Here is an 18,363-nt window from a genome sequence, read left to right as displayed (position 1 = left end):
CTGTCTGTGGATACTTATTGTTTGGGCTTGTCGAACCAGGTGCGATCAAAGTCATTGTCCACATGCTCGACCTCAAGAATACGTGCGTCGGCATATGGTCCGGTGTGGGTTTCAAGCTGGGTAGCCAGTTTGACGTAATAACGACCGCTGGGCAGGGAGGAAATATCCAGTTGCGGTGTTACCAGCGTTTTCTCTGTGACCAGGCTGGAAAATGCTGGATCCAGGCTGATCTGGGCGTTATATTGAATGTCAGGACGTTGACTGACCCAATAGGCCTGGCTGGCGGAGGATGGGCTGCTGTGTGCTTCATCATCAACGGTCAGGGCACTGGGCTGGCTAAATGGGCCATGACGAGTCTTGCCTGTTTCATCAGGGGCGATGGTGGCAACGCGCCAGAAATAATCGCCAGTGGCCAAGGTTTCGGCTTGGTAGCTGCATGTGCTGAGGTTGCTGGCATCTACGATCACTTGCTTGAATTGAGCATCACGGGCGATCTGCAGATGGTAAGCGGTGGCATTAAGGACCGCTGTGCAGGAAAACTGGCTGGTAGAGCCGATTGACTGATTTTGCAGGGGATGCAGCAAGAGTGGGCTTGATGGGTGTGCGTGAATATGGAAGGCATGCACACTTTCAAATCCGGGAATACTTTGAGCATCATGCCCCCGAATACCGAGGAAATACTCACCGTCAGGCAATGAGGGCAGGGCTAATGCAGGGGTGTGGGATAGCCCATTGTGGAACACCTGTTCCATGTCTTCATCCCGGGCAATGCGGTAGCTGTAACTCGCGCCGTTTTCAAGCGCGGGCCAGGCAAAAGCCAGTAGCTCCGGTTGCTCGAGGGTGTCCGGTAAATTTTTCAGGGTAGGAGCAGACAGCAACTGCTGGGCATGCCCCAGACCTTGATCACTGGCGGCCAAGCCTTGACCTGCTGCCAGAAGTACCCCCGTGTTTTTCTTGTGTTTAGAGACTGCGGCGGCGGACTGCGGACTCATTTCAACCCGGCCATGGGTCACACTGCTGGTCATGGCCTGCTCTTGGGTATTGATCGCAAAACGTGTCCCTCTCACCGCTGCGACGGCCATCGGGGTAATGACCTTGAAGTGCGGTTGTTGGCGTTTAGCTGCGGGAGTGACCGAGACATCCACATTACCCTGCTTGAGGTAAATGACACGTTGCGGGGCGGACGACAGCTGCTCTCCTTCCTTGATGCTGTCCAGGCGGATGGTGGAGTTGGCGAGTACACGCGCAATTGACTGGTCGGCAAACTCAAGTGAGAGATAACTGTTGTTGCCGGTGCTGATGATGGAGCCTTCAGTGAGCTTGTCACCGTGCTCGATAGGACGAGAGGGCTTTTCTTGATCGTCCAGCAGCATGACGTCGCCGTAGACAAAGCTGGCTTTGACGGTGGTTCCTATGCGCGGGATATTGAGTGTACTGCCGGGTTGCAATTTGTAGGGGTCACGTATCGCGTTGATTTTCTGGATCTGACGCCACGCATTGGCATTGCCCAGGTAGTGATGGGCAAGGTTATACAGGTTATCGCCATTGATCACGGTATGGCTGATGGTCTCTGCTTGCACATGAAAAGTCATCATGACGGCGAGCGTGAATGCAAAGCGAGAAGCTTGTAAGCGTGGTGATGGTCTTCTGTGCTGTGAAGACAAATGCGTGCTGATGGCTTTCATGTGATCCCTGATAACTTTTTCTATGAATCTTCTTTGTTCAATACTTCTGGTGCATCCGCTTCCAGTCGGTACCCAATTCCATATACGGCTGTCAGTCGATAGCCATTGGTGGGATGCAGCTTTAATTTGGTCCGTACTGAGGATATATGGGTATCCAGTGTCCGTGTTTGCAGTTCTACCGACTGCATTCCCCATACCTGTTCCTGAATATGTTGCCTTGAGAGTAAACGTCCCAGGTTCTGGAATAAAAACAGCGCCAGCTCAAACTCTTTATTTTTCAAATTCAAGGCCACGCCATTATGCCAAAAGCTCTGGGTCGCCACATTGCAATGATAGTTGCCCCAGGTGAATTCCTGCTGTGTTGCCTTGGGATACAGTCTGCGCAATAAGGCATTAATACGTGCCATGAGCTCACGTACGCGCACGGGCTTGCTCATGAAGTCATCAGCCCCCGCAGTAAGCCCATGCACCACATCGCGCTCATCGCTGCGGTTAGTGATCATGAGGATGGGGACGGCTTCTTGGATGTTTTCCCGCACCCATTTCACCACTTCGGGGCCGGAAGTATCTGGCAACTCCCAATCCAGCACCAGAAAATCAAAGGTTTCATGCTGCAAGGCGCGTAATAAAGATTTGCCGTTGCTGAACGTGTGACAGTCATGGCCAAGTGCCGTGACCGTTTTCTGAATCAACTCCAGCTCTGAATTGTCGTCATCCAAAGCAGCAAAACGCATGTAAAACCTTTCTGTTTTTTTATTATTCGACGGCATTGCAACTGGCAAGAGCAGGGAAATATCCCTATGCCATGCACCACTATAGCTAATGTATGCGTTTTATCCACAATGGATTGTCAACAATTGTGAACCCATTTTTCTGCACAGGCTTGGTGCATGAGATTATTTTGGTGCATGAAAAAAGGGAGTTATCTCTCGGTCACACACTTTTTATTGATAGTGTGTGATTTTATCCAATTGAAAAATAAAGGTAAATTCTAGTGGCATAAGAGTTGCTGATGTTTGCGTGTTCCAACGTAATAGACATTATGTGCCAGGACAATCTGGTGATGATCAACACACTTTGATGTAAGGAGCATGTATGAAATTCATATCCGCTATCATCAAGCCCTTCAAGCTTGACGAGGTGCGGGAAGCTCTTTCCGCTATTGGCGTACAGGGTATTACCGTGACTGAAGTAAAAGGGTTCGGTCGTCAAAAAGGACACACTGAACTGTATCGCGGTGCCGAATATGTAGTGGATTTTCTTCCCAAGGTAAAGTTGGAAGTCGCAATCGAGGCAAGTTTGCTGGACCAGGTCATCGACGCGATTGAGCAATCTGCCAGCACCGGAAAAATCGGGGATGGCAAGATTTTCGTGTTTGATCTTGAACAGGCCTATCGCATACGCACCGGTGAAACCGGCACGGATGCGCTTTAACGGAGGATGTCATGAAGCGATTTTTATCAATTTCCACCTTGCTGGGGCTTTTGGGCGCCGGTATGTTTGCCATGACAGGTTCCTGTATGGCCGAAGAGGCTGCTGCAGTGGCAGAGGTGGCAGCCGAAGCGCCCGCAGTATTAAATAGTGGAGATACTGCCTGGATGATTGTAGCGACAGTGCTCGTCATTATCATGGCAGTCCCGGGATTGGCTATTTTCTACGGTGGCCTGGCCCGTGCCAAGAATATGCTATCCGTCTTGATGCAGGTGATGGTGACGTTTTCACTGCTGTCCATCTTGTGGGCTGTCTATGGATACAGTCTGGTATTTACTGAAGGCAATGCCGTGATTGGAGGGCTGAGCAAGGCATTCTTAGCTGGAATTACACCAGACAGTCTGCAAGGGACCATTCCAGAGTTGCTGTTCGTGACTTTCCAGATGACGTTTGCCGCGATTACTCCCGCCCTGATCGTGGGTGGTTTTGCTGAGCGGATCAAGTTCTCTGCGGTGTTGCTGTTCATGGCACTCTGGATGACATTTGCTTACGTCCCGATGGCGCACATGGTGTGGGGTGGTGGCTGGATAGGTGAATTGGGCGCAGCCGATTTTGCTGGTGGTACTGTAGTCCATATTAATGCGGGTATTGCGGCCTTGGTCGGCGCTCTGGTGCTGGGCAAGCGCTTAGGATACGGCAAGGAAGCGATGCCACCACATAGCCTGGTCATGACCATGGTGGGTGGTTCACTGCTGTGGGCTGGCTGGTTTGGTTTCAACGTAGGTAGCGAGCTGGCTGCGGATGGCCGTGCAGGTTTGGCTGTGGTGAATACCCAGCTAGCGACGGCGGCTGCCGTGATTGGCTGGGTGTTTGCCGAGTGGCTATTCAAGGGTAAGCCATCCATGCTGGGTGCCGTATCTGGTGCCATTGCAGGCTTGGTCGCCATTACCCCGGCGTGCGGTTTCATTGGACCGATGGGCTCCATCATCCTCGGCTTTGTGGCTAGCTTTGTCAGCCTCTGGGCAGTCACCAAGCTCAAGAATGGCCTGGGTTACGATGACACCATGGATGTGTTCGGTATCCACGGTATTGCCGGCATCATTGGCGCGATTGGTACTGGTATTTTCATGGCACCATCACTTGGCGGTATCGGGTACGCAGAAGGTGTGACCATGGCTGGCCAGGTCGAAGTGCAGGCGATTGCCGTTGGCTTCACCGTCGTTTATGTTGGTATCGTCAGTTTCATTCTGTATAAGGTCGTGGATCTGGTGATCGGTCTGCGGGTGACGGAAGACGACGAACGTGAAGGCCTGGACACCGCATCCCATGGTGAGCGTGCCTATCACAGCTAAATAGTGGAGCGCGCAACGCGCTTGAATAGCAAGCATGATGAGCCCACCCTCTTGTGATGAGAGGGTGGGTTTTTATTTTAAACACGGTGGCGGATATTGATGCGTGTTCTGAAGAGGGAGCGCTGAGGCAGGTAAATCAGGGATTTAGTAGGTGCAGGGCACGGCAGCTTGAGCTTGCATCCATGGCTTGATCTGTGACGGAGGCAAAGGTTTGGAAAACCAGTATCCCTGGCCTTGGTTGCAGCCAATATTGCGCAACAATTCAAAGATTTCCTGCGTTTCAATGCCCTCGGCCAGAATGGTAAATCCCAGGTCATGGCCTAGATGGATCAATGACGGCACAATCTTCATATCCTTGGCGCTTGAGGGCAGTTGCTTGATGAAGGATTGGTCTATCTTGAGTGTAGAGGCTGGAATATCCTTCAGATAATTGAGGTTGCTGTAACCAGCGCCAAAGTCATCAATCGATATTTTGAGGCCAAGCTGGGATATTTTCTCCAGTTGCTGCTGGATGCTATGGGTGGAGCGCGAGATGGCGGTTTCTGTAAATTCCAGTTCTACCCAGGCAGGATTAATGGAGTATTCACTTAACATGCTGCTGAGCCTGTCGACGAATTCTTCATCTTCAATATCTTTGGCCGAAATGTTGATGGAAACCACCATGCGTGTTCCATCTTCAACCCAGTCACGCAATTGGCTGAAAGCTGAGCGCAATACCCAGTGGGTGATGCGTCGAATCAGCGCGGTTTCTTCTGCCAGTGGAATAAATTCAGACGGCGAGATATTGCCCAATGAGGCATGGTTCCATCGTAGCAAAGCTTCGACCCCAAAGCATTGCCTGGAGTGTAAATCGACCTTGGGCTGATAGAGCAGGGACAGCTGGTTGTGTTGTGATAGTGCGTGCGGCAGGGTCGCAAGAATCTCAAAGCTGCGTTGTTGAAGATAGCCTTGCATGGAGTCAAAGCATTTAGAGACCTGCCCGGCTTTTCTGGCATTATCTGCTGCGGTTGACAGGGCGCCGATCAATTGTTTTGCACTGCTGTGTGCCGCCAGGTAGGTATATCCAATTGACAGGATAGCCAGGTGAGGGATGCCGTTATAGTGAATTGACTGGCTGAATACATGCCCTAGTGCCTGAGAAATCCGCGCTATGTCTTGCTCAGTCAAGGAGGTGTCTATGATGGCAAAAGAGGTCGTATCAATACGGTATAGCGGCAATGGCGCAAATTGCTCTTTCAGCGTGTTGGCGACATGGGTGAGAAATCCATTGGCATATTCCAGACCTAGTGACTGCACCATGCCATAAAAATAATCTCGGCCACAAATATCCACACTGAATGCAATATGCTTGGTGTCAGCCGCCGCGCTGGCTTGTCGCCAGTGTTCTATATCTTCAATAAATCTGCTGCGGTTCGGCAGGCCTGTGGGCTGGTCGGTGTAGCCGATAGACTGCAGGGTCTCAATACGCTGCACCACCATGGTCGCTAGATGGGCCAATGTATTGAGCTCATCGGAGGAGAAATGCGCTTTAGGTTCTGTGCCTATGATGCATAGGGTACCAATGCCGATTTCTTCATCCATGATCAGGGGGATGCCTGCATAAAATCTGATGTGGGGATATCCAAGCACGAGCGGATGTTCTGAGAACCGTGGGTCATCATGAGTATCCAGCACCACCACAGGACGCAGGCTGTGAATGGCGTAGGCACAAAATGCCTGGTTACGGTGTGTTTCTGCAACGCTTAAGCCTGTTTTGGATTTAAACCATTGGCGACCATGATCAATCAGCGATATCAGCGAGATAGGGACATTGAACAGCTTGGCGGCTAATTCTGTAATCAAGTCCAGACTGGCATCGGGAGGTGTATCGAGTAGGCATAAGCTTTGCAGGGTGGCTAATCGCTGCTCTTCGTTGAAGGGGATAGGCGGGGTGATTTGCATAAGCTATTTACGACCAAGACATAGGGAATCTTTAAAAATTCAGGCGGGCAACATCTAAAAAGTCAGGAAAGAAAGCAGGCTTCATGGCATTGCATGATGAGCAGGGGATGCATCATGAAATGCTTAAACAGGGACGAACTGAATCAGCAGAAGCTAGAGAAACAGGCTACGCATCTGTAAGCGTGAGGTGTGCCAACCCAGGTGGTCGTAATAGGCAATCGCGGGTGTATTGTCCATGTCCACCAACAGTTGCGCACGTGTCGCGCCTTGTTGGCTGGCCCAGTTCAGGATGGCCTGTAGCAGGGATTTTCCCAGGCCTCTGTTACGCCATGCGCTGTCTATTACCATATCCTCTATCCAGGCCGAGGGTGCACCCTCGGCGGTAGAGATGACTAACTGGGCGCTGATCATGCCAATGGCGTGGCCTTCTGCATTACGCGCTACCATGATGGTGCCACGATCCGGCTGCTGGATGAGCAATGTTAATCCAGCACGCTGTTTTTCCAGATCAGGAGTGAAATCCTGCTCTATGCTGAACAGCTGTTGTAGCAAGTGGCACAGCGCAGGCACATCGGTCAGGCGTGCGCTTTCGATATTCACTGGATCACTAAGCTCATTCATCTCCTGAGGACTCTTCTTGATCATAATGAATGATGGCGAGAAACTTGATAGGCAACTTGGCGTGCACTTCAGGGCGGTGCGGAATGATGCCGCGGAAGGTGAGCGAGTCGCCCGGTTGCAACATATAGACCTCTTCCCCAACACGGTAGCCGAGTTCCCCTTCCAGCATATAGAGGAATTCTGTGCCTGCATGCTCAAACGAGGGGAACTCTTCACCCGGATCTTCCAGCGTGATCAAGAAAGGTTCAAACAGCTTTTTGGGGCCTTGGTCGTAAGCCAATAGATGGTAAGTGTGGCCATTGCGCGTGCCGCGCCTTACCACCTCCATGCCTTGACCATTTTTGACTAATTGCGCGCCACCGGTAGGCTGGTTATAGCCCTGAAACAGGCGGGAAATGGTCACTCCTAAACTATTGGCGAGTTGCTCCAGGGTATCCAGACTGGTGGAAACCAGGCCATTTTCTATTTTACTCAGCATGCCACGGCTGATACTTGCCCGCTCTGACACTTCGGCAATGGTGAGCCCATGCTGCTGGCGAATTTGCTTGATGATATTGCCCAGGTGTTTGCCCAAAGGCTTGGCATCACTGTCTGGCAGAGGAGTGCCTGGAGTTTTTTTATTATCAGCCATGCTGGATGTTATTGCCTCGCTTGATGAGATTGCCAGTGTAATTCAAGATTTTTAAAGTCACTATTAAAAGATTCCTGAGAGTAAATTTTACAAACGATTGACTTCACCTTGAGGGCCGAGTTAAATCATTCAAGTGACACTTCAATTACCAAGCTCATTCTTGATTTATGCCCCATAAGCCAGTCATCGTGTTTCAGTTTACCGAGTCGGAAGGTGCGGGCTATCTGGCAGGCTTCCTGGCACGCCAGCATATTCCCATGCAGATTGTGCATCTTTATCAAGATGATCCCTTGCCTGCCTCTCTGGAGATGGTGAGTGGTGTTGCCATGATGGGTGGCCCCATGAGTGTCAATGACCAATTGCCATGGATTGCACCATTACTGGAATTGGTGCGTGAGGCGGTGCGTCAGCAGGTTCCAGTCATTGGCCACTGCCTGGGCGGGCAAATGCTGGCCAACGCCTTGGGGGCGCCCATCACAGATAATCCCGTGGCAGAAATTGGCTGGATTCCTGCCCGCAGAATCAATACACCAGAAGCTCGGGAATGGTTGGGGCCCTGGCAGGAAACTACCTTATTTCAATGGCACTACCAGACCTTTGCGATCCCGGAAGGGGCAGTACGGATATTGCAAAGTGAATATTGTGATAACCAGGCTTATGTGGTGAATGATCTGCATATCGGTTTTCAGTGTCATATAGAAATGCAGGCCGATATGGTGAAAGCGTGGTGCCATATTTCGCCCAATGAGTTGAGGTCGGAAACGGATCATCAGGTAAATACCGACCAGCCAGCAATCCAGACTGTTACAGAGATTCTCACTGACCTTGATGAGAAAGTATCGCAGCTCAATCGCCTGGCTGAGCATGTCTATAGCCGCTGGATCAAAAGCTTGAGGCTGGAGTGATCTCACTATCCACGCGAAGACAAGCCTCCCGGCAATTTTGTCTTTGCTGTAACTTTTATCGATATGAAGCAGGGCAAGGATGCATGCATGAGAGCTTCAGTCGCTGCTACTCCCTTTGAAGTACACCTTCGAGAGAATTTTCCCATCGCGTTATTTTGACTATCGTTAGCCTTGAAATCACACCATTTTAAGGATATACGCATGTCAAGAAACTCTATTCTGAACGAACGCCATCGTGCCCTGGGCTCAAAGCTGGATGGAGAAACCTGGAATGATATGCCGATTCCATGGAGCTATGATTCTGATGTGCATGACGAGGTGGTGGCAGTCCGTTCTAGCGCTGGACTGTATGATGTTTCGGCATTGAATGTCGTCAATGTGACAGGGCCGGATGCGGAGAAGCTGGTGGATCAGTTGGTCGCAAGGGACATTACACGGCTCAAACCTGGGACTTCATTGCTGGCAGCGGAACTGAGTGAGGTGGGTGCCATTTGTGATGACATCATGGTGATACGCGATTCCGCCACAGCATTCCGCCTTTCCCACGGCAGCGGACAGACGCCCGTAAATCTTGCCAAGTTGTCTGCGGGGCTTAATGTAGAAGTGAAGGCCGACCTTGGTTCGCACATTCTTTCACTGCAAGGCCCCAAGTCGCTGGAGGTGCTCAATCCCCTGCTGGATTTTGACCTTGAATCACTTGCGTATTTCCAGCACAAGGCCACCACTATCTTTGGCAAGGAAGTCTATATTGCGCGTGGCGGTTACTCAGGAGAACTGGGTTATGAGGTCTATTGCCGTGCTGAGGATGCCATCCTGATCTGGGATGAAATATTGAAAGCGGGCGCATCAGTGGGTGTCATCCCTGCTTCGTGGAATTCACTGGAGCTGACACGGATAGAGGCTGCATTGCTGTTTTTTCCCTTCGAAATGCCAGAAAGTGACACCACCCCGTGGGAAGTGAATATGGGATGGGGTGTTGATCTGGACAAAAAGGGGGACTACCTTGGCAAGGAGGCTGTGCTGGCCCTTAAGGGCAGGGAGCGCATTCGCCAGGTGGGACTGATTTGCCGCTCCAATGTAGCGGTAGAGGCCGGAGCTGAGATTCTGCATGATGGCAAAAAAGTAGGGGTAGTCACTAGCGCTTCCTATAGTCGATATCTGATGCAGTCATTGGCCCTGGCCCATATCTCGCCAGAATTGGCAGTCAACGGGACTGACGTGAAAATCCAGGGAAAACACATCAGTTGCGATGCCTATGTCGCACCTACTCCTTTTTATGACCCGTTGCGTTTACGTACCCATCCTCGCTCCGGGGTCTAGATATGCAGCATGGATACTGGATCAGGAGCAAGCCGGTCTATCACAGCCTTAGCTGGCAACATAGAGCACAGGCTCACGTACTGGTGGCCAACGGAGAAGCTGGGCGTTCGATTGTGCGGCTATTGCATCAACGTTTGCCGGATCAGCCTATCACCGTGCTCTATCACCCCACCCAAGAAGCTGATTACAGCAAATCACTAGTGTCGCTTGCCGGAGAAAATCTACACGTATTCAAGCGGGAATCTGAGTTGTGGCATCGATTTGAACAGATTCTCCAACAATCGGTGATGGGGACACGGCTATATGCGGCTGGAAACGAGTATTTTCTCTGGCAGGCAACCACACTGGCAGCCAGCCATGGCGTACTGAGTGGGGATGTCATGCGTGAGCAAGCGTCCTCGCTGGCGCGCTCGGTCTATTGTGTGCATTGCAAGACAATCTCTCATCGAGTGACCACCAACATTGCGATCTGTACCGGGTGTCAGCGCCACCTGTTGGTGCGTGATCACTTCTCGCGAAGGCTTGGGGCTTATATGGGGTTGATGATAGATGCCGAAGAGCCTGGCAATGTGCCGGAAGCAGAAGAGGTTTATCCATGAGTGCGCTCAAAGTCATCGTCTCTGCGATTGAGCAGGTCGCAGATGGAATATGCCATTTCACTTTTGCCGCGGCTGATGGTGGGGAATTGCCTGGATTTTCCGGCGGTAGCCATGTGGTGGTGTCCATGCCTGCGCACAATCGCACCTATCGCAATGCCTACTCCCTGTTGAGCTCACCTGCTGACCGTCGCAACTATCAGATTGCCGTACGCTTGCAGGAACAATCACGGGGCGGTTCAAGGTTTATGCATGAGCAGGTCAAAGTGGGAAGCAGGCTGGATATATCCTGGCCGGTGAACCTATTTCCCATTTCTCGGGTTGGGCACAAGCATATCCTGGTGGCTGGGGGCATAGGGATTACGCCCTTTATGTCCCAGGTGCATGAATTGCTGCGCACTGGTGCGGACTTTGAGCTGCATTACGCTTTTCGCTCACCACAATATGCTGGTTTCATCGACCAGCTCCAGCAATTGCTGGGCAAAAACCTGATCTGCCATGACCAAAGCCAGAGGCAGGTTTTAGACCTGCAGGCACTGCTGAGCCAACAACCCCTGGGCACGCATGTCTATGTCTGTGGCCCTGCTGGCATGGTGGATGCCTTGCTTTCAACGGCATATGAACTGGGCTGGCCAGATGCCCATGTCCATCATGAGGAGTTTCTGGCGCCGCCAATTGGAGAGCCTTTCACATTACGTTTGAAGCAGTCCGGTAAATCTGTTGAGGTGGGTGCAGAGGTCAGCATGCTGGAGGCCATGGAAGCGGCAGGAGTGGATGCTCCTTACCTATGCCGTGGTGGTGCATGTGGGCGTTGTGAACTGGAAGTGTTGGCGACAGATGGTGTTATAGAACACCACGATCATTATCTTTCTGATGCAGAAAAAGGCTCGGGCAAGAAAATCATGCCTTGTGTATCAAGGGCCAAGTGCTCTTTTATTGAACTCAATCTTTGAGGTGAATCATGAATAATTTGGCTTATAAACGTGAAACCTTTCGCGACGATTACACCTATCGTAATTCTCCTGCTGCAATCAGGCGTTTTCCATTTCCGTTTGCCGAAGATCACTATATGTACTCGGTCAATATCGAGCAGCATCAGCCCGGTGCGCCTGGCTCCATTGTTGAACATGCGTTTGATATAGACGAGCATTATGTCTCTGAATGTAAGGATAAATTGCTGACCTTGGCACAGGACAAGGGACGCTATGCCGCTTTGCCACATATGATGGATGCGCAGTGGGATTTCCTCGAGCTCACTATGGAAAGCCTCGCCCGTGATTATCCGCAGCTATTTACCCTTACCAAGGATGTCGACCATTGGACCTGGCGTAATCGACCTCTGGAGATAGAAGATAGTTTTATCTTTGGAGATGCCTCTACCTTGCCGCTAGAACCTTTTGATTACATGGGCAGGCAGGTTCAGGGCGATTTTGTGTTGCTTGACCAGCGCGAGGGCACCCTGTTTGCCGATGCCGGCTTTATCACCAGCCAGGCTGACTGGTCACTGGCATTTGATATAGGCATGTCATGGCATGAGTGGCATGGGCCAGTGCCGCAGGTGGAAAAAATGGGCATCATGGACCGGGCACTGAAGTTTCTCATGAGCCTGCAACAAGGCAGCCCGGTACGCAGGCTAAACTGGACCATGACCATCAACCCGCGCCTGGATACTTCACCAGAGCATTTCCCAGAGTGGGGGCCGGACAAGCTCACGGTCACGCCACAGAATGCGGGTGAAAAAGCCCATTTGCGCGTGGAGCTGCAAAGCATGTTCCGTTTGCCGCGTAGCAATGCCATTCTGTTCAGCATACGCTGCTACCTGATTAGCCTGGAGGAGCTGGCGACTTATCCGCGCTGGGCAAAACGGTTTCACCGCGTGTTAAAGGATTTGCATCCTGATCTGCTGGAATACAAAGGGATCAAGGTGTATCACGAAGCTGTGCTGGCATGGCTGTCACAACATGATGATGGCGCTGAAATTGCAGCAGGCACCCATCCTGGTTAAGGCATGGATTAAGACGTAGTTGCCGGGTAGTCTGGATGCGCCAGTTGTTGGTGAGATCACCGTTAATGAGCGACTTGCATCTGGAGTCTCTGCAGGATATCCCCGCTAATGATGTGACCGTTTTCTCTATCCAGGGTGGCGATAAAACCCTCTACTGCAAGCAGTTCGCCAGTGCTGGCATAGATGCCAGTGCCATGCTCCCATACCCATTGGTAAGTGCCATTGCGTGAATGAAGGCGGTATACCACCTGGAGCTGTTGCTGCTGCATGAGCTTGTCATGTGCAGCTTCCCAGGTGTGCCTGTCTTGGGGATGCAGGAGTTTCTTGAACACAAGGGAAGGGTTGCCAATTAATTCATGCGCATCATAGCCGGTGAGATCGACGCAGCCATCGCTGACAAACTCGAAGTTGAGTCCGGCATCAGCCTTGCGTCGGTAAAGCATGCAGGGCACATTGTTGAGCAGGCTGCTGAGTGAGTGCCGGTTACTCTTGATGCTGGCTTCAACCTGGCGTGCCTCGTTGATGTCGGTCATGGTGCCGATGACGCTGGTTCCTTCGTTGGGCATGGCGGATGAGCTTTTGGCGCGCAGCTCCACCCAGCATGATTCGCCATTACGCCGGATCAGGCGTATTTGTTCATTGCAGCGCAAGCGCTTGCCTTTGGAAATGGAGTCCAGCCTGGCGATGGTGAGTGGTTTGTCTTCGGGATGTACAAAGTCGATGAAGGATTTTCCCAGGGATTCTTCTGCCGTATATTCAAGTAACGCTTCCCAGCTGGGGTTGAGAAAAGTGATCTTGTTGCCGCGTTGTAGCTGGAATACGACCTCCTCAATGCGGTTGATCAGCAAGTGGTAATTGAATTGCTCATTGAAGCTGATGCCGGTCGTCGGGCTATTGGAAATCAGTGAAAACTGCAGCAGGAGCCTGTCACTCATGGCAGCATCCCCAATCGGGGATAGCGAGAGTTTTGCCGAGAGGATTGTGCCATCAACGCAGAGCAGGCGCAGGGTGGTATCCTCTTTGGCAGGGGCGTCAAGATTGGCCAGCAAGGCTGCCAGCCGTGCGTGGTCGCCCGGGTAGACGACATTGGTCAGTGGCATGCCGACAATCTGGTCTGACATGCCAGCCATGCCGAGATCATTGAGGAACGCCTTGTTGGCAAAAGTGACGGTATGGCCTTCTATCACGGCCGCAGGAGAGGATAAGCGGGATGACACTTCCATTTCCCAGTTCGGGCTATGCAAATGCGACTGTATCTTGCCGAGCCGTTGGCGTGTCAAAACCGGAATAAGGGCGATCATGAGCAACAGCGATAGCAGCGTGCTGCCCGCAATCAGCATGCCGGTCAGGTGGGTGGCAAAAGGCGCACTGGCAGTCCACCAACTGTTGAACACCAGCAGGAAGATCAGGCTGAGTATCATGGTGCTGAACAGGTATAGGCTCATGGCGGGCTCAGGATAAAGGTTAAATGTGCTTGCGATAAAAAATATATATGCTGGGTTGCATCAGCGCATCGTGTTGCTTACAGAAAGGGTATTGAGGCATACCCTATATCTGCGTCTGACCATGTTGCTGTCATGTGTTGCCATCCTGAGTGTGATGATGCAGGTTGGCTCGTTCTTCCTGTTAGATTACATACCTGCCAGTCAATCTGCAATCCAGGAGGTCAGCCAGAGAAAGCTTGAATGGAGCCTGGTATTCAGCAATGCAAGTCTGGGCAAGCAACCCTCCAGATGGAATGCCTCTGACCTGGCGGGTGGGCAGGCGCTGTACGGATGGTATGCAGATCATCAGGCGAGCAAGCTGGCAACACTGGTCGCTACACTTAATAATGATGAGCAGGCATTCCGGGCATTGCAAGGGCAGGTTTCCACAGAGGTGCACCGTCTCTCGCAGAAAATACTGGATGACCATGACGAGGTCATTCATGCCTTGCGCCGGGACGTGGAAGAAAAGCAGACGGTGCTGGCGATGCTGCAGTTAATGGGCCTGGTCTTGTTATTGTTTTGCCTCGTATCTGCCGCTTACATGGCTAAACAGGTATTGATAGACCGGGTGGCTAACCTGGTTGCATTACTGCCTGCCAGTGAAGGAAGTCGACAGCAGGATAGGCGGAACATGGATGAATTCTCGCTGCTGGAAAACATGGTGCATGAGCTGGCTGCGCAAACCCAGGGTTTCAGGGCGGAGAGTGAGTGGTTCAACCGTACCAAGAGCGAATTATTGCGTCGCTTGCTGCGTGCAAGAACCTTTGTCCATGGGTTGGTACTTTCCTTGCAGGATAGTCAGCTCAACGAATCAACCATCCGCACCATCATTTACTCCATGGAAAGCAGCCTGGACTTGCGCAATGTGGCGATCCGTTTTGTGCTTGGTGGACTGGATTCGCAAGGGGAGAAGATGCTGTTCTCACAACACGCTCCCGAGCCTTTTTCCGATGCCATATTGCGTGACCTAGCCACCCAGAGGTCTGCCAAGTTTCATCTTTCCAATGGTGCGGAGTGCATAGTTGCTAGTTTTACCTGCCCCGGGGATAGCTTCGGCCTGTTGATCCTTGAGGCCAAACTGGACCAGGAGTTTTATGAGTCGGATGTGACATTGGCTGAAATTACGGCCCAGTTGCTGTCCATGGTGATGGGGGCACAAAGCCGCGAGGAACAGGCACGCCGTTTGGCCTTGTTTGAAGAACGTGCTGCTATTGCAAGGGAGCTGCATGACTCGCTGGCTCAGTCACTTTCCTTCATGAAGATCCAGATTGCCCGTTTGCAAACACACAAGGAATTGCAGCAAGGCGAGACCAATTCAATCACCAGCGAATTGCGCGAGGGGTTGGATAACGCTTATCGTGAATTGCGGGAGTTATTGTCAACTTTCCGTATGCATATGGATGTACGCGGGCTTGGGTTTGCCATTCAGTCTGCCATTGATGAATTTTCCCATCGCTCAGCAGTTGCCATCACTCTGGATAACCGCTTGGTGAATTGTCGGCTGACTGTGAATGAAGAGTTCCATATGCTGCATGTGATCCGCGAGGCACTTTCCAATATCATCCGGCACGCAGGTGCACAGAATGTCGTGGTGGCGCTGGCATACACGCAAGGTAGCACCGTGGTGGTAACGATTGATGATGATGGCATAGGGATGGCCGGGGCGACTGATGAACATGGTCATTATGGGCAAAGCATTATGCGGGATCGTGCCTATAGCCTGGGAGGTGAGATTGCGGTGACTTCAAGAAGAAAAGGTGGCACACGCGTGAGGTTGGTATTTACCCCTAAACTGATGCAGTAGCAGGCCAATACCAATCTCAAAATGCAGCTTGTTACATGATGTAATTGATTGATATAGATAAGGTGGGCGAGTGGACAATAAATTCAAGGTATTCCTGATCGATGATCATGCATTGTTTCGCAAGGGTGTGAGCCAGATGATCAGCGCTGACCCTGCCTTCGAGGTGGTAGGAGAGGCATCCTCCGGGCTGGAAGGGCTTGAGCTTGCTCCCCCGCTGGCGCCAGATATCGTGCTGATTGATCTCAACATGAAAGGGGTGGATGGCCTTGAAACCTTACGCCGGTTTAAAAGTGGCGATCTGCCCGCGCGCTTTGTTGTGTTGACGGTATCAGATGCAGAGGATGACTTGCTGGAAGCGCTGCGTGCTGGCGCTGATGGCTATTTGCTCAAAGATATGGATCCGGAGCAGCTCTGTGCCAGTTTGAAGAAGATTCTGGGTGGGATGACCGTGATCCAGGACAGGCTGACGGAAGTCCTGAAGCAGGCTTTGCAAGAGCTAGCCACAAAACCTGCGCCGCTTTCGCCAGATCATGTGTCGTTGACAGAGCGCGAACATGAAATCCTGCAGTGCCTCGCGGATGGATTGAGTAATAAGGCGATTGCGCGCAAGCTGGGGATATCCGATACCACAGTGAAAGTGCATGTAAAACATTTGCTGAGCAAGTTGAGGCTTACCAGTCGGCTTGAAGCCGCCGTATGGGCACACAGGCAGAAGTAAGTGCTTATACCCATAAAGAAGTAATCCGTAGTGGGAATTGTGGCGTTGAGCTCATCCGTTATCCAATGGAGTCCTGAACGTGGATGCTGCCCGCATCCAATTCATTATTTTCGGGAGACTTCAAATTGAGCGCGACACCATCGTTAGATGCCACGGCTATCAATGTGCCGGTCACTGATCAATCCGCACGGGGTAGCCTGCATCGCAAGATAGGATGGCAGGGCGCGTTTTGGGTTGCCAGTGGGGTACCGGCCTTGGTCCTTTTTTCCATCGGGGCCATTGCCTCCACGGTAGGCAAGCCCGCGTGGCTGGCCTGGATGCTGTCTATCAGCTTCGGTTTTATCCAGGCATTTACCTATGCCGAAATTGCCGGGATGTTTCCGCATAAGTCTGGCGGGGCCTCTGTTTACGGGGCCATTGCCTGGGTGCGATACAGCAAGTTCATTGCCCCCATCTCGGTCTGGTGTAACTGGCTGGCGTGGACACCCGTGCTGGCAATAGGATCGGGCCTTGCAGCAGGCTATATCCTGATTGCCTCATTTCCGGCTGATGCGGTGATCAACACCTGGCAAATTACCTTGTTTGACCTTGGGTTCATCAAGACCGGCCTTACCTTGCGTATCAATGCCACCTTTATTCTCGGCGCAGCCGTCCTGCTTGGCGTCTTTGGTATTCAGCACGGTGGCATATTGCGCTCCTCCAAGGTCACCATGATCCTGGGCCTGGCCGCCTTGATACCACTCATGTTGATTGGCATCGTCCCGATCCTCACCGGCGATATTACTGCGGCTAACTTTTTCCCGATCACACCACTGGCGTATGACGAGGTGGGCAATGTGGTGAATGGTATCTGGGATATAGAAGGGTGGAAGCTGATGGCTGGTGGTATGTTCATCGCGGCCTGGTCCACCTATGCCTTTGAGACCTCGGTCTGTTATACGCGCGAGTTCCGCAATCCCAAGACGGATACCTTCAAGGCTATTTTTTACTCTGGCCTGTTGTGTATTGCCGTGTTTACTCTGGTGCCTATTGCTTTCCAGGCGGATCTTGGCCTCGGTCACCTGGTAACGCCAGCGGTGATGGATGCTGCCGGAAACGTGGTTACACCAGCCGTTTATGACGGGATGCTGGCACCAGATATCTATAGTGGTATGGGCGTGGCCAGTGCGTTGGCGGCCATGCTGGGTGGAGGGCAGCAGATCGGTAATATGATTGTGATCATGCTGGTGCTGGCATTATTGCTGTCTATCATGACCTCCATGGCGGGATCATCACGTACCCTGTATCAAGGTGCAGTGGATGGCTGGCTGCCCAAGTATCTTTCCCATGCCAATGAGCATGGTGCACCTACGCGTGCCATGTGGACTGATCTCTGTTTCAACCTGGGGTTGTTGCTGATGTCGGACTATGTCTTTGTACTGGCCGTGTCCAATGTCTGCTACATCATCTTCAACTTCCTCAATCTTAACTCTGGTTGGATACACCGTCTGGATCGCCCTAATTGGGTACGTCCCTACAAGGCGCCGTTAATCCTGATTGTGCTGGGCACTATACTTAGCTTTGTGAATGTTGCGCTGATGGGGCTGGGGGCGAATATCTGGGGTGAGGGGACGCTGTGGTCGGGCGTGATTTGTGCCTCACTGATCTTGCCTGTATTCGTGTTCCGCCATTATGTGCAAGACAAAGGAAAATTCCCCAAGGCCATGGTGGAAGATATGCATGTTGGAGATGAAGATGGTGTGAAGAAACGCGCTGGCATACTCCCATTTATCGCGATTGCGGTGGCGATTCTTATCGTGATTGGCATGCAGCAGTTATAGTCAGGACAGCGTTATAAAAGCATCAAGCCCCATTTAAGTGGGGCTTG

16 protein-coding genes are annotated in these 18,363 nt (G+C 51.8%); 10 read left to right on the top strand and 6 right to left on the bottom strand.

The window, feature by feature from the left end; translation table 11 throughout:
* Nucleotides 1-14 precede the first annotated feature (14 nt).
* Together LG201_RS08495 and LG201_RS08490 are read right to left on the bottom strand one after the other, a co-directional pair.
* The gene (locus LG201_RS08495; protein ID WP_226771724.1) at nucleotides 15-1,685 is read right to left on the bottom strand and encodes a FecR family protein; all 1,671 of its coding nucleotides are present in this window, start codon (nucleotides 1,683-1,685) and stop codon (nucleotides 15-17) included.
* Between the two features lie 20 nt (nucleotides 1,686-1,705).
* Nucleotides 1,706-2,419 (bottom strand): response regulator transcription factor, encoded by a 714-nt coding sequence (locus LG201_RS08490; protein ID WP_226771723.1) that lies wholly within the window; start codon nucleotides 2,417-2,419, stop codon nucleotides 1,706-1,708.
* Nucleotides 2,420-2,780: 361 nt separating this feature from the next.
* On the opposite strand from LG201_RS08490, the gene LG201_RS08485 reads away from it, so the two are divergent.
* Nucleotides 2,781-3,119, top strand: a complete 339-nt coding sequence (locus tag LG201_RS08485; RefSeq protein WP_226771722.1) for a P-II family nitrogen regulator — start codon at nucleotides 2,781-2,783, stop codon at nucleotides 3,117-3,119.
* Nucleotides 3,120-3,130: 11 nt separating this feature from the next.
* Nucleotides 3,131-4,468, top strand: coding sequence for an ammonium transporter (locus tag LG201_RS08480; protein WP_226771721.1), 1,338 nt, complete (start codon nucleotides 3,131-3,133; stop codon nucleotides 4,466-4,468).
* A 144-nt stretch (nucleotides 4,469-4,612) separates the two neighbouring features.
* Here LG201_RS08480 and LG201_RS08475 read toward each other — a convergent pair whose 3' ends face one another.
* The 3 genes from LG201_RS08475 to LG201_RS08465 form a co-directional block, all read right to left on the bottom strand.
* Complete coding sequence (locus LG201_RS08475; RefSeq protein ID WP_226771720.1) at nucleotides 4,613-6,409, bottom strand: putative bifunctional diguanylate cyclase/phosphodiesterase; 1,797 nt, start codon at nucleotides 6,407-6,409, stop codon at nucleotides 4,613-4,615.
* A gap of 153 nt (nucleotides 6,410-6,562) precedes the next feature.
* Nucleotides 6,563-7,030 (bottom strand): GNAT family N-acetyltransferase, encoded by a 468-nt coding sequence (locus tag LG201_RS08470; RefSeq protein WP_226771719.1) that lies wholly within the window; start codon nucleotides 7,028-7,030, stop codon nucleotides 6,563-6,565.
* Entirely contained in the window at nucleotides 7,023-7,661 is a 639-nt protein-coding gene (locus LG201_RS08465; RefSeq protein ID WP_226771718.1) for a helix-turn-helix domain-containing protein, read from the bottom strand. Before LG201_RS08465 ends, LG201_RS08470 begins: the two co-directional genes overlap by 8 nt.
* 188 nt (nucleotides 7,662-7,849) lie before the next feature.
* On the opposite strand from LG201_RS08465, the gene LG201_RS08460 reads away from it, so the two are divergent.
* The 5 genes from LG201_RS08460 to LG201_RS08440 all read left to right on the top strand — a co-directional run bounded on the left by LG201_RS08460 (nucleotide 7,850) and on the right by LG201_RS08440 (nucleotide 12,487).
* Nucleotides 7,850-8,566, top strand: coding sequence for a type 1 glutamine amidotransferase (locus LG201_RS08460; protein WP_226771717.1), 717 nt, complete (start codon nucleotides 7,850-7,852; stop codon nucleotides 8,564-8,566).
* A 201-nt stretch (nucleotides 8,567-8,767) separates the two neighbouring features.
* The gene (locus LG201_RS08455; RefSeq protein ID WP_226771716.1) at nucleotides 8,768-9,886 is read left to right on the top strand and encodes an aminomethyltransferase family protein; all 1,119 of its coding nucleotides are present in this window, start codon (nucleotides 8,768-8,770) and stop codon (nucleotides 9,884-9,886) included.
* Nucleotides 9,887-9,888: 2 nt separating this feature from the next.
* Nucleotides 9,889-10,485: a dimethylamine monooxygenase subunit DmmA family protein gene (locus LG201_RS08450; RefSeq protein ID WP_226771715.1), complete on the top strand. Its 597-nt coding sequence runs from the start codon at nucleotides 9,889-9,891 to the stop codon at nucleotides 10,483-10,485.
* Nucleotides 10,482-11,435, top strand: coding sequence for a PDR/VanB family oxidoreductase (locus LG201_RS08445; protein ID WP_226771714.1), 954 nt, complete (start codon nucleotides 10,482-10,484; stop codon nucleotides 11,433-11,435). The genes LG201_RS08450 and LG201_RS08445 overlap by 4 nt, the downstream gene beginning before the upstream one ends.
* An 8-nt stretch (nucleotides 11,436-11,443) precedes the next feature.
* Nucleotides 11,444-12,487, top strand: coding sequence for a heme-dependent oxidative N-demethylase family protein (locus LG201_RS08440; RefSeq protein WP_226771713.1), 1,044 nt, complete (start codon nucleotides 11,444-11,446; stop codon nucleotides 12,485-12,487).
* 62 nt (nucleotides 12,488-12,549) lie between these two features.
* Here the strand turns inward: LG201_RS08440 and LG201_RS08435 are convergent, their stop codons facing one another.
* Entirely contained in the window at nucleotides 12,550-13,932 is a 1,383-nt protein-coding gene (locus LG201_RS08435) for a PAS domain-containing protein (protein WP_226771712.1), read from the bottom strand.
* Nucleotides 13,933-14,002: 70 nt separating this feature from the next.
* Between LG201_RS08435 and LG201_RS08430 the strand changes: the two genes are divergently transcribed.
* From LG201_RS08430 to LG201_RS08420, 3 genes are all read left to right on the top strand, one after another.
* On the top strand, nucleotides 14,003-15,778 hold the full coding sequence (locus LG201_RS08430; protein ID WP_226771711.1) for a histidine kinase: 1,776 nt from the start codon (nucleotides 14,003-14,005) through the stop codon (nucleotides 15,776-15,778).
* 70 nt (nucleotides 15,779-15,848) lie between these two features.
* The gene (gene narL, locus LG201_RS08425) at nucleotides 15,849-16,496 is read left to right on the top strand and encodes a two-component system response regulator NarL (RefSeq protein ID WP_226771710.1); all 648 of its coding nucleotides are present in this window, start codon (nucleotides 15,849-15,851) and stop codon (nucleotides 16,494-16,496) included.
* Nucleotides 16,497-16,660: 164 nt separating this feature from the next.
* Complete coding sequence (locus LG201_RS08420; RefSeq protein ID WP_226771949.1) at nucleotides 16,661-18,316, top strand: APC family permease; 1,656 nt, start codon at nucleotides 16,661-16,663, stop codon at nucleotides 18,314-18,316.
* Nucleotides 18,317-18,363 lie beyond the last annotated feature (47 nt).

Source organism: Methylobacillus gramineus (assembly GCF_020532675.1).
Classification (GTDB): Bacteria; Pseudomonadota; Gammaproteobacteria; order Burkholderiales; family Methylophilaceae; genus Methylobacillus; species Methylobacillus gramineus.
The sequence above is the reverse complement of the archived record's forward strand: the minus strand, read 5'-3'. Positions and strand labels throughout refer to the sequence as shown.

Bases quoted from the DNA above. Each gene is read 5' to 3' on its own strand.
- LG201_RS08495 (WP_226771724.1), bottom strand. From the start codon at position 1,685: ATGAAAGCCATCAGCACGCATTTGTCTTCACAGCACAGAAGACCATCA.
- LG201_RS08490 (WP_226771723.1), bottom strand. From the start codon at position 2,419: ATGCGTTTTGCTGCTTTGGATGACGACAATTCAGAGCTGGAGTTGATT.
- LG201_RS08485 (WP_226771722.1), top strand. From the start codon at position 2,781: ATGAAATTCATATCCGCTATCATCAAGCCCTTCAAGCTTGACGAGGTG.
- LG201_RS08480 (WP_226771721.1), top strand. From the start codon at position 3,131: ATGAAGCGATTTTTATCAATTTCCACCTTGCTGGGGCTTTTGGGCGCC.
- LG201_RS08475 (WP_226771720.1), bottom strand. From the start codon at position 6,409: ATGCAAATCACCCCGCCTATCCCCTTCAACGAAGAGCAGCGATTAGCC.
- LG201_RS08470 (WP_226771719.1), bottom strand. From the start codon at position 7,030: ATGAATGAGCTTAGTGATCCAGTGAATATCGAAAGCGCACGCCTGACC.
- LG201_RS08465 (WP_226771718.1), bottom strand. From the start codon at position 7,661: ATGGCTGATAATAAAAAAACTCCAGGCACTCCTCTGCCAGACAGTGAT.
- LG201_RS08455 (WP_226771716.1), top strand. From the start codon at position 8,768: ATGTCAAGAAACTCTATTCTGAACGAACGCCATCGTGCCCTGGGCTCA.
- LG201_RS08450 (WP_226771715.1), top strand. From the start codon at position 9,889: ATGCAGCATGGATACTGGATCAGGAGCAAGCCGGTCTATCACAGCCTT.
- LG201_RS08445 (WP_226771714.1), top strand. From the start codon at position 10,482: ATGAGTGCGCTCAAAGTCATCGTCTCTGCGATTGAGCAGGTCGCAGAT.
- LG201_RS08440 (WP_226771713.1), top strand. From the start codon at position 11,444: ATGAATAATTTGGCTTATAAACGTGAAACCTTTCGCGACGATTACACC.
- LG201_RS08435 (WP_226771712.1), bottom strand. From the start codon at position 13,932: ATGAGCCTATACCTGTTCAGCACCATGATACTCAGCCTGATCTTCCTG.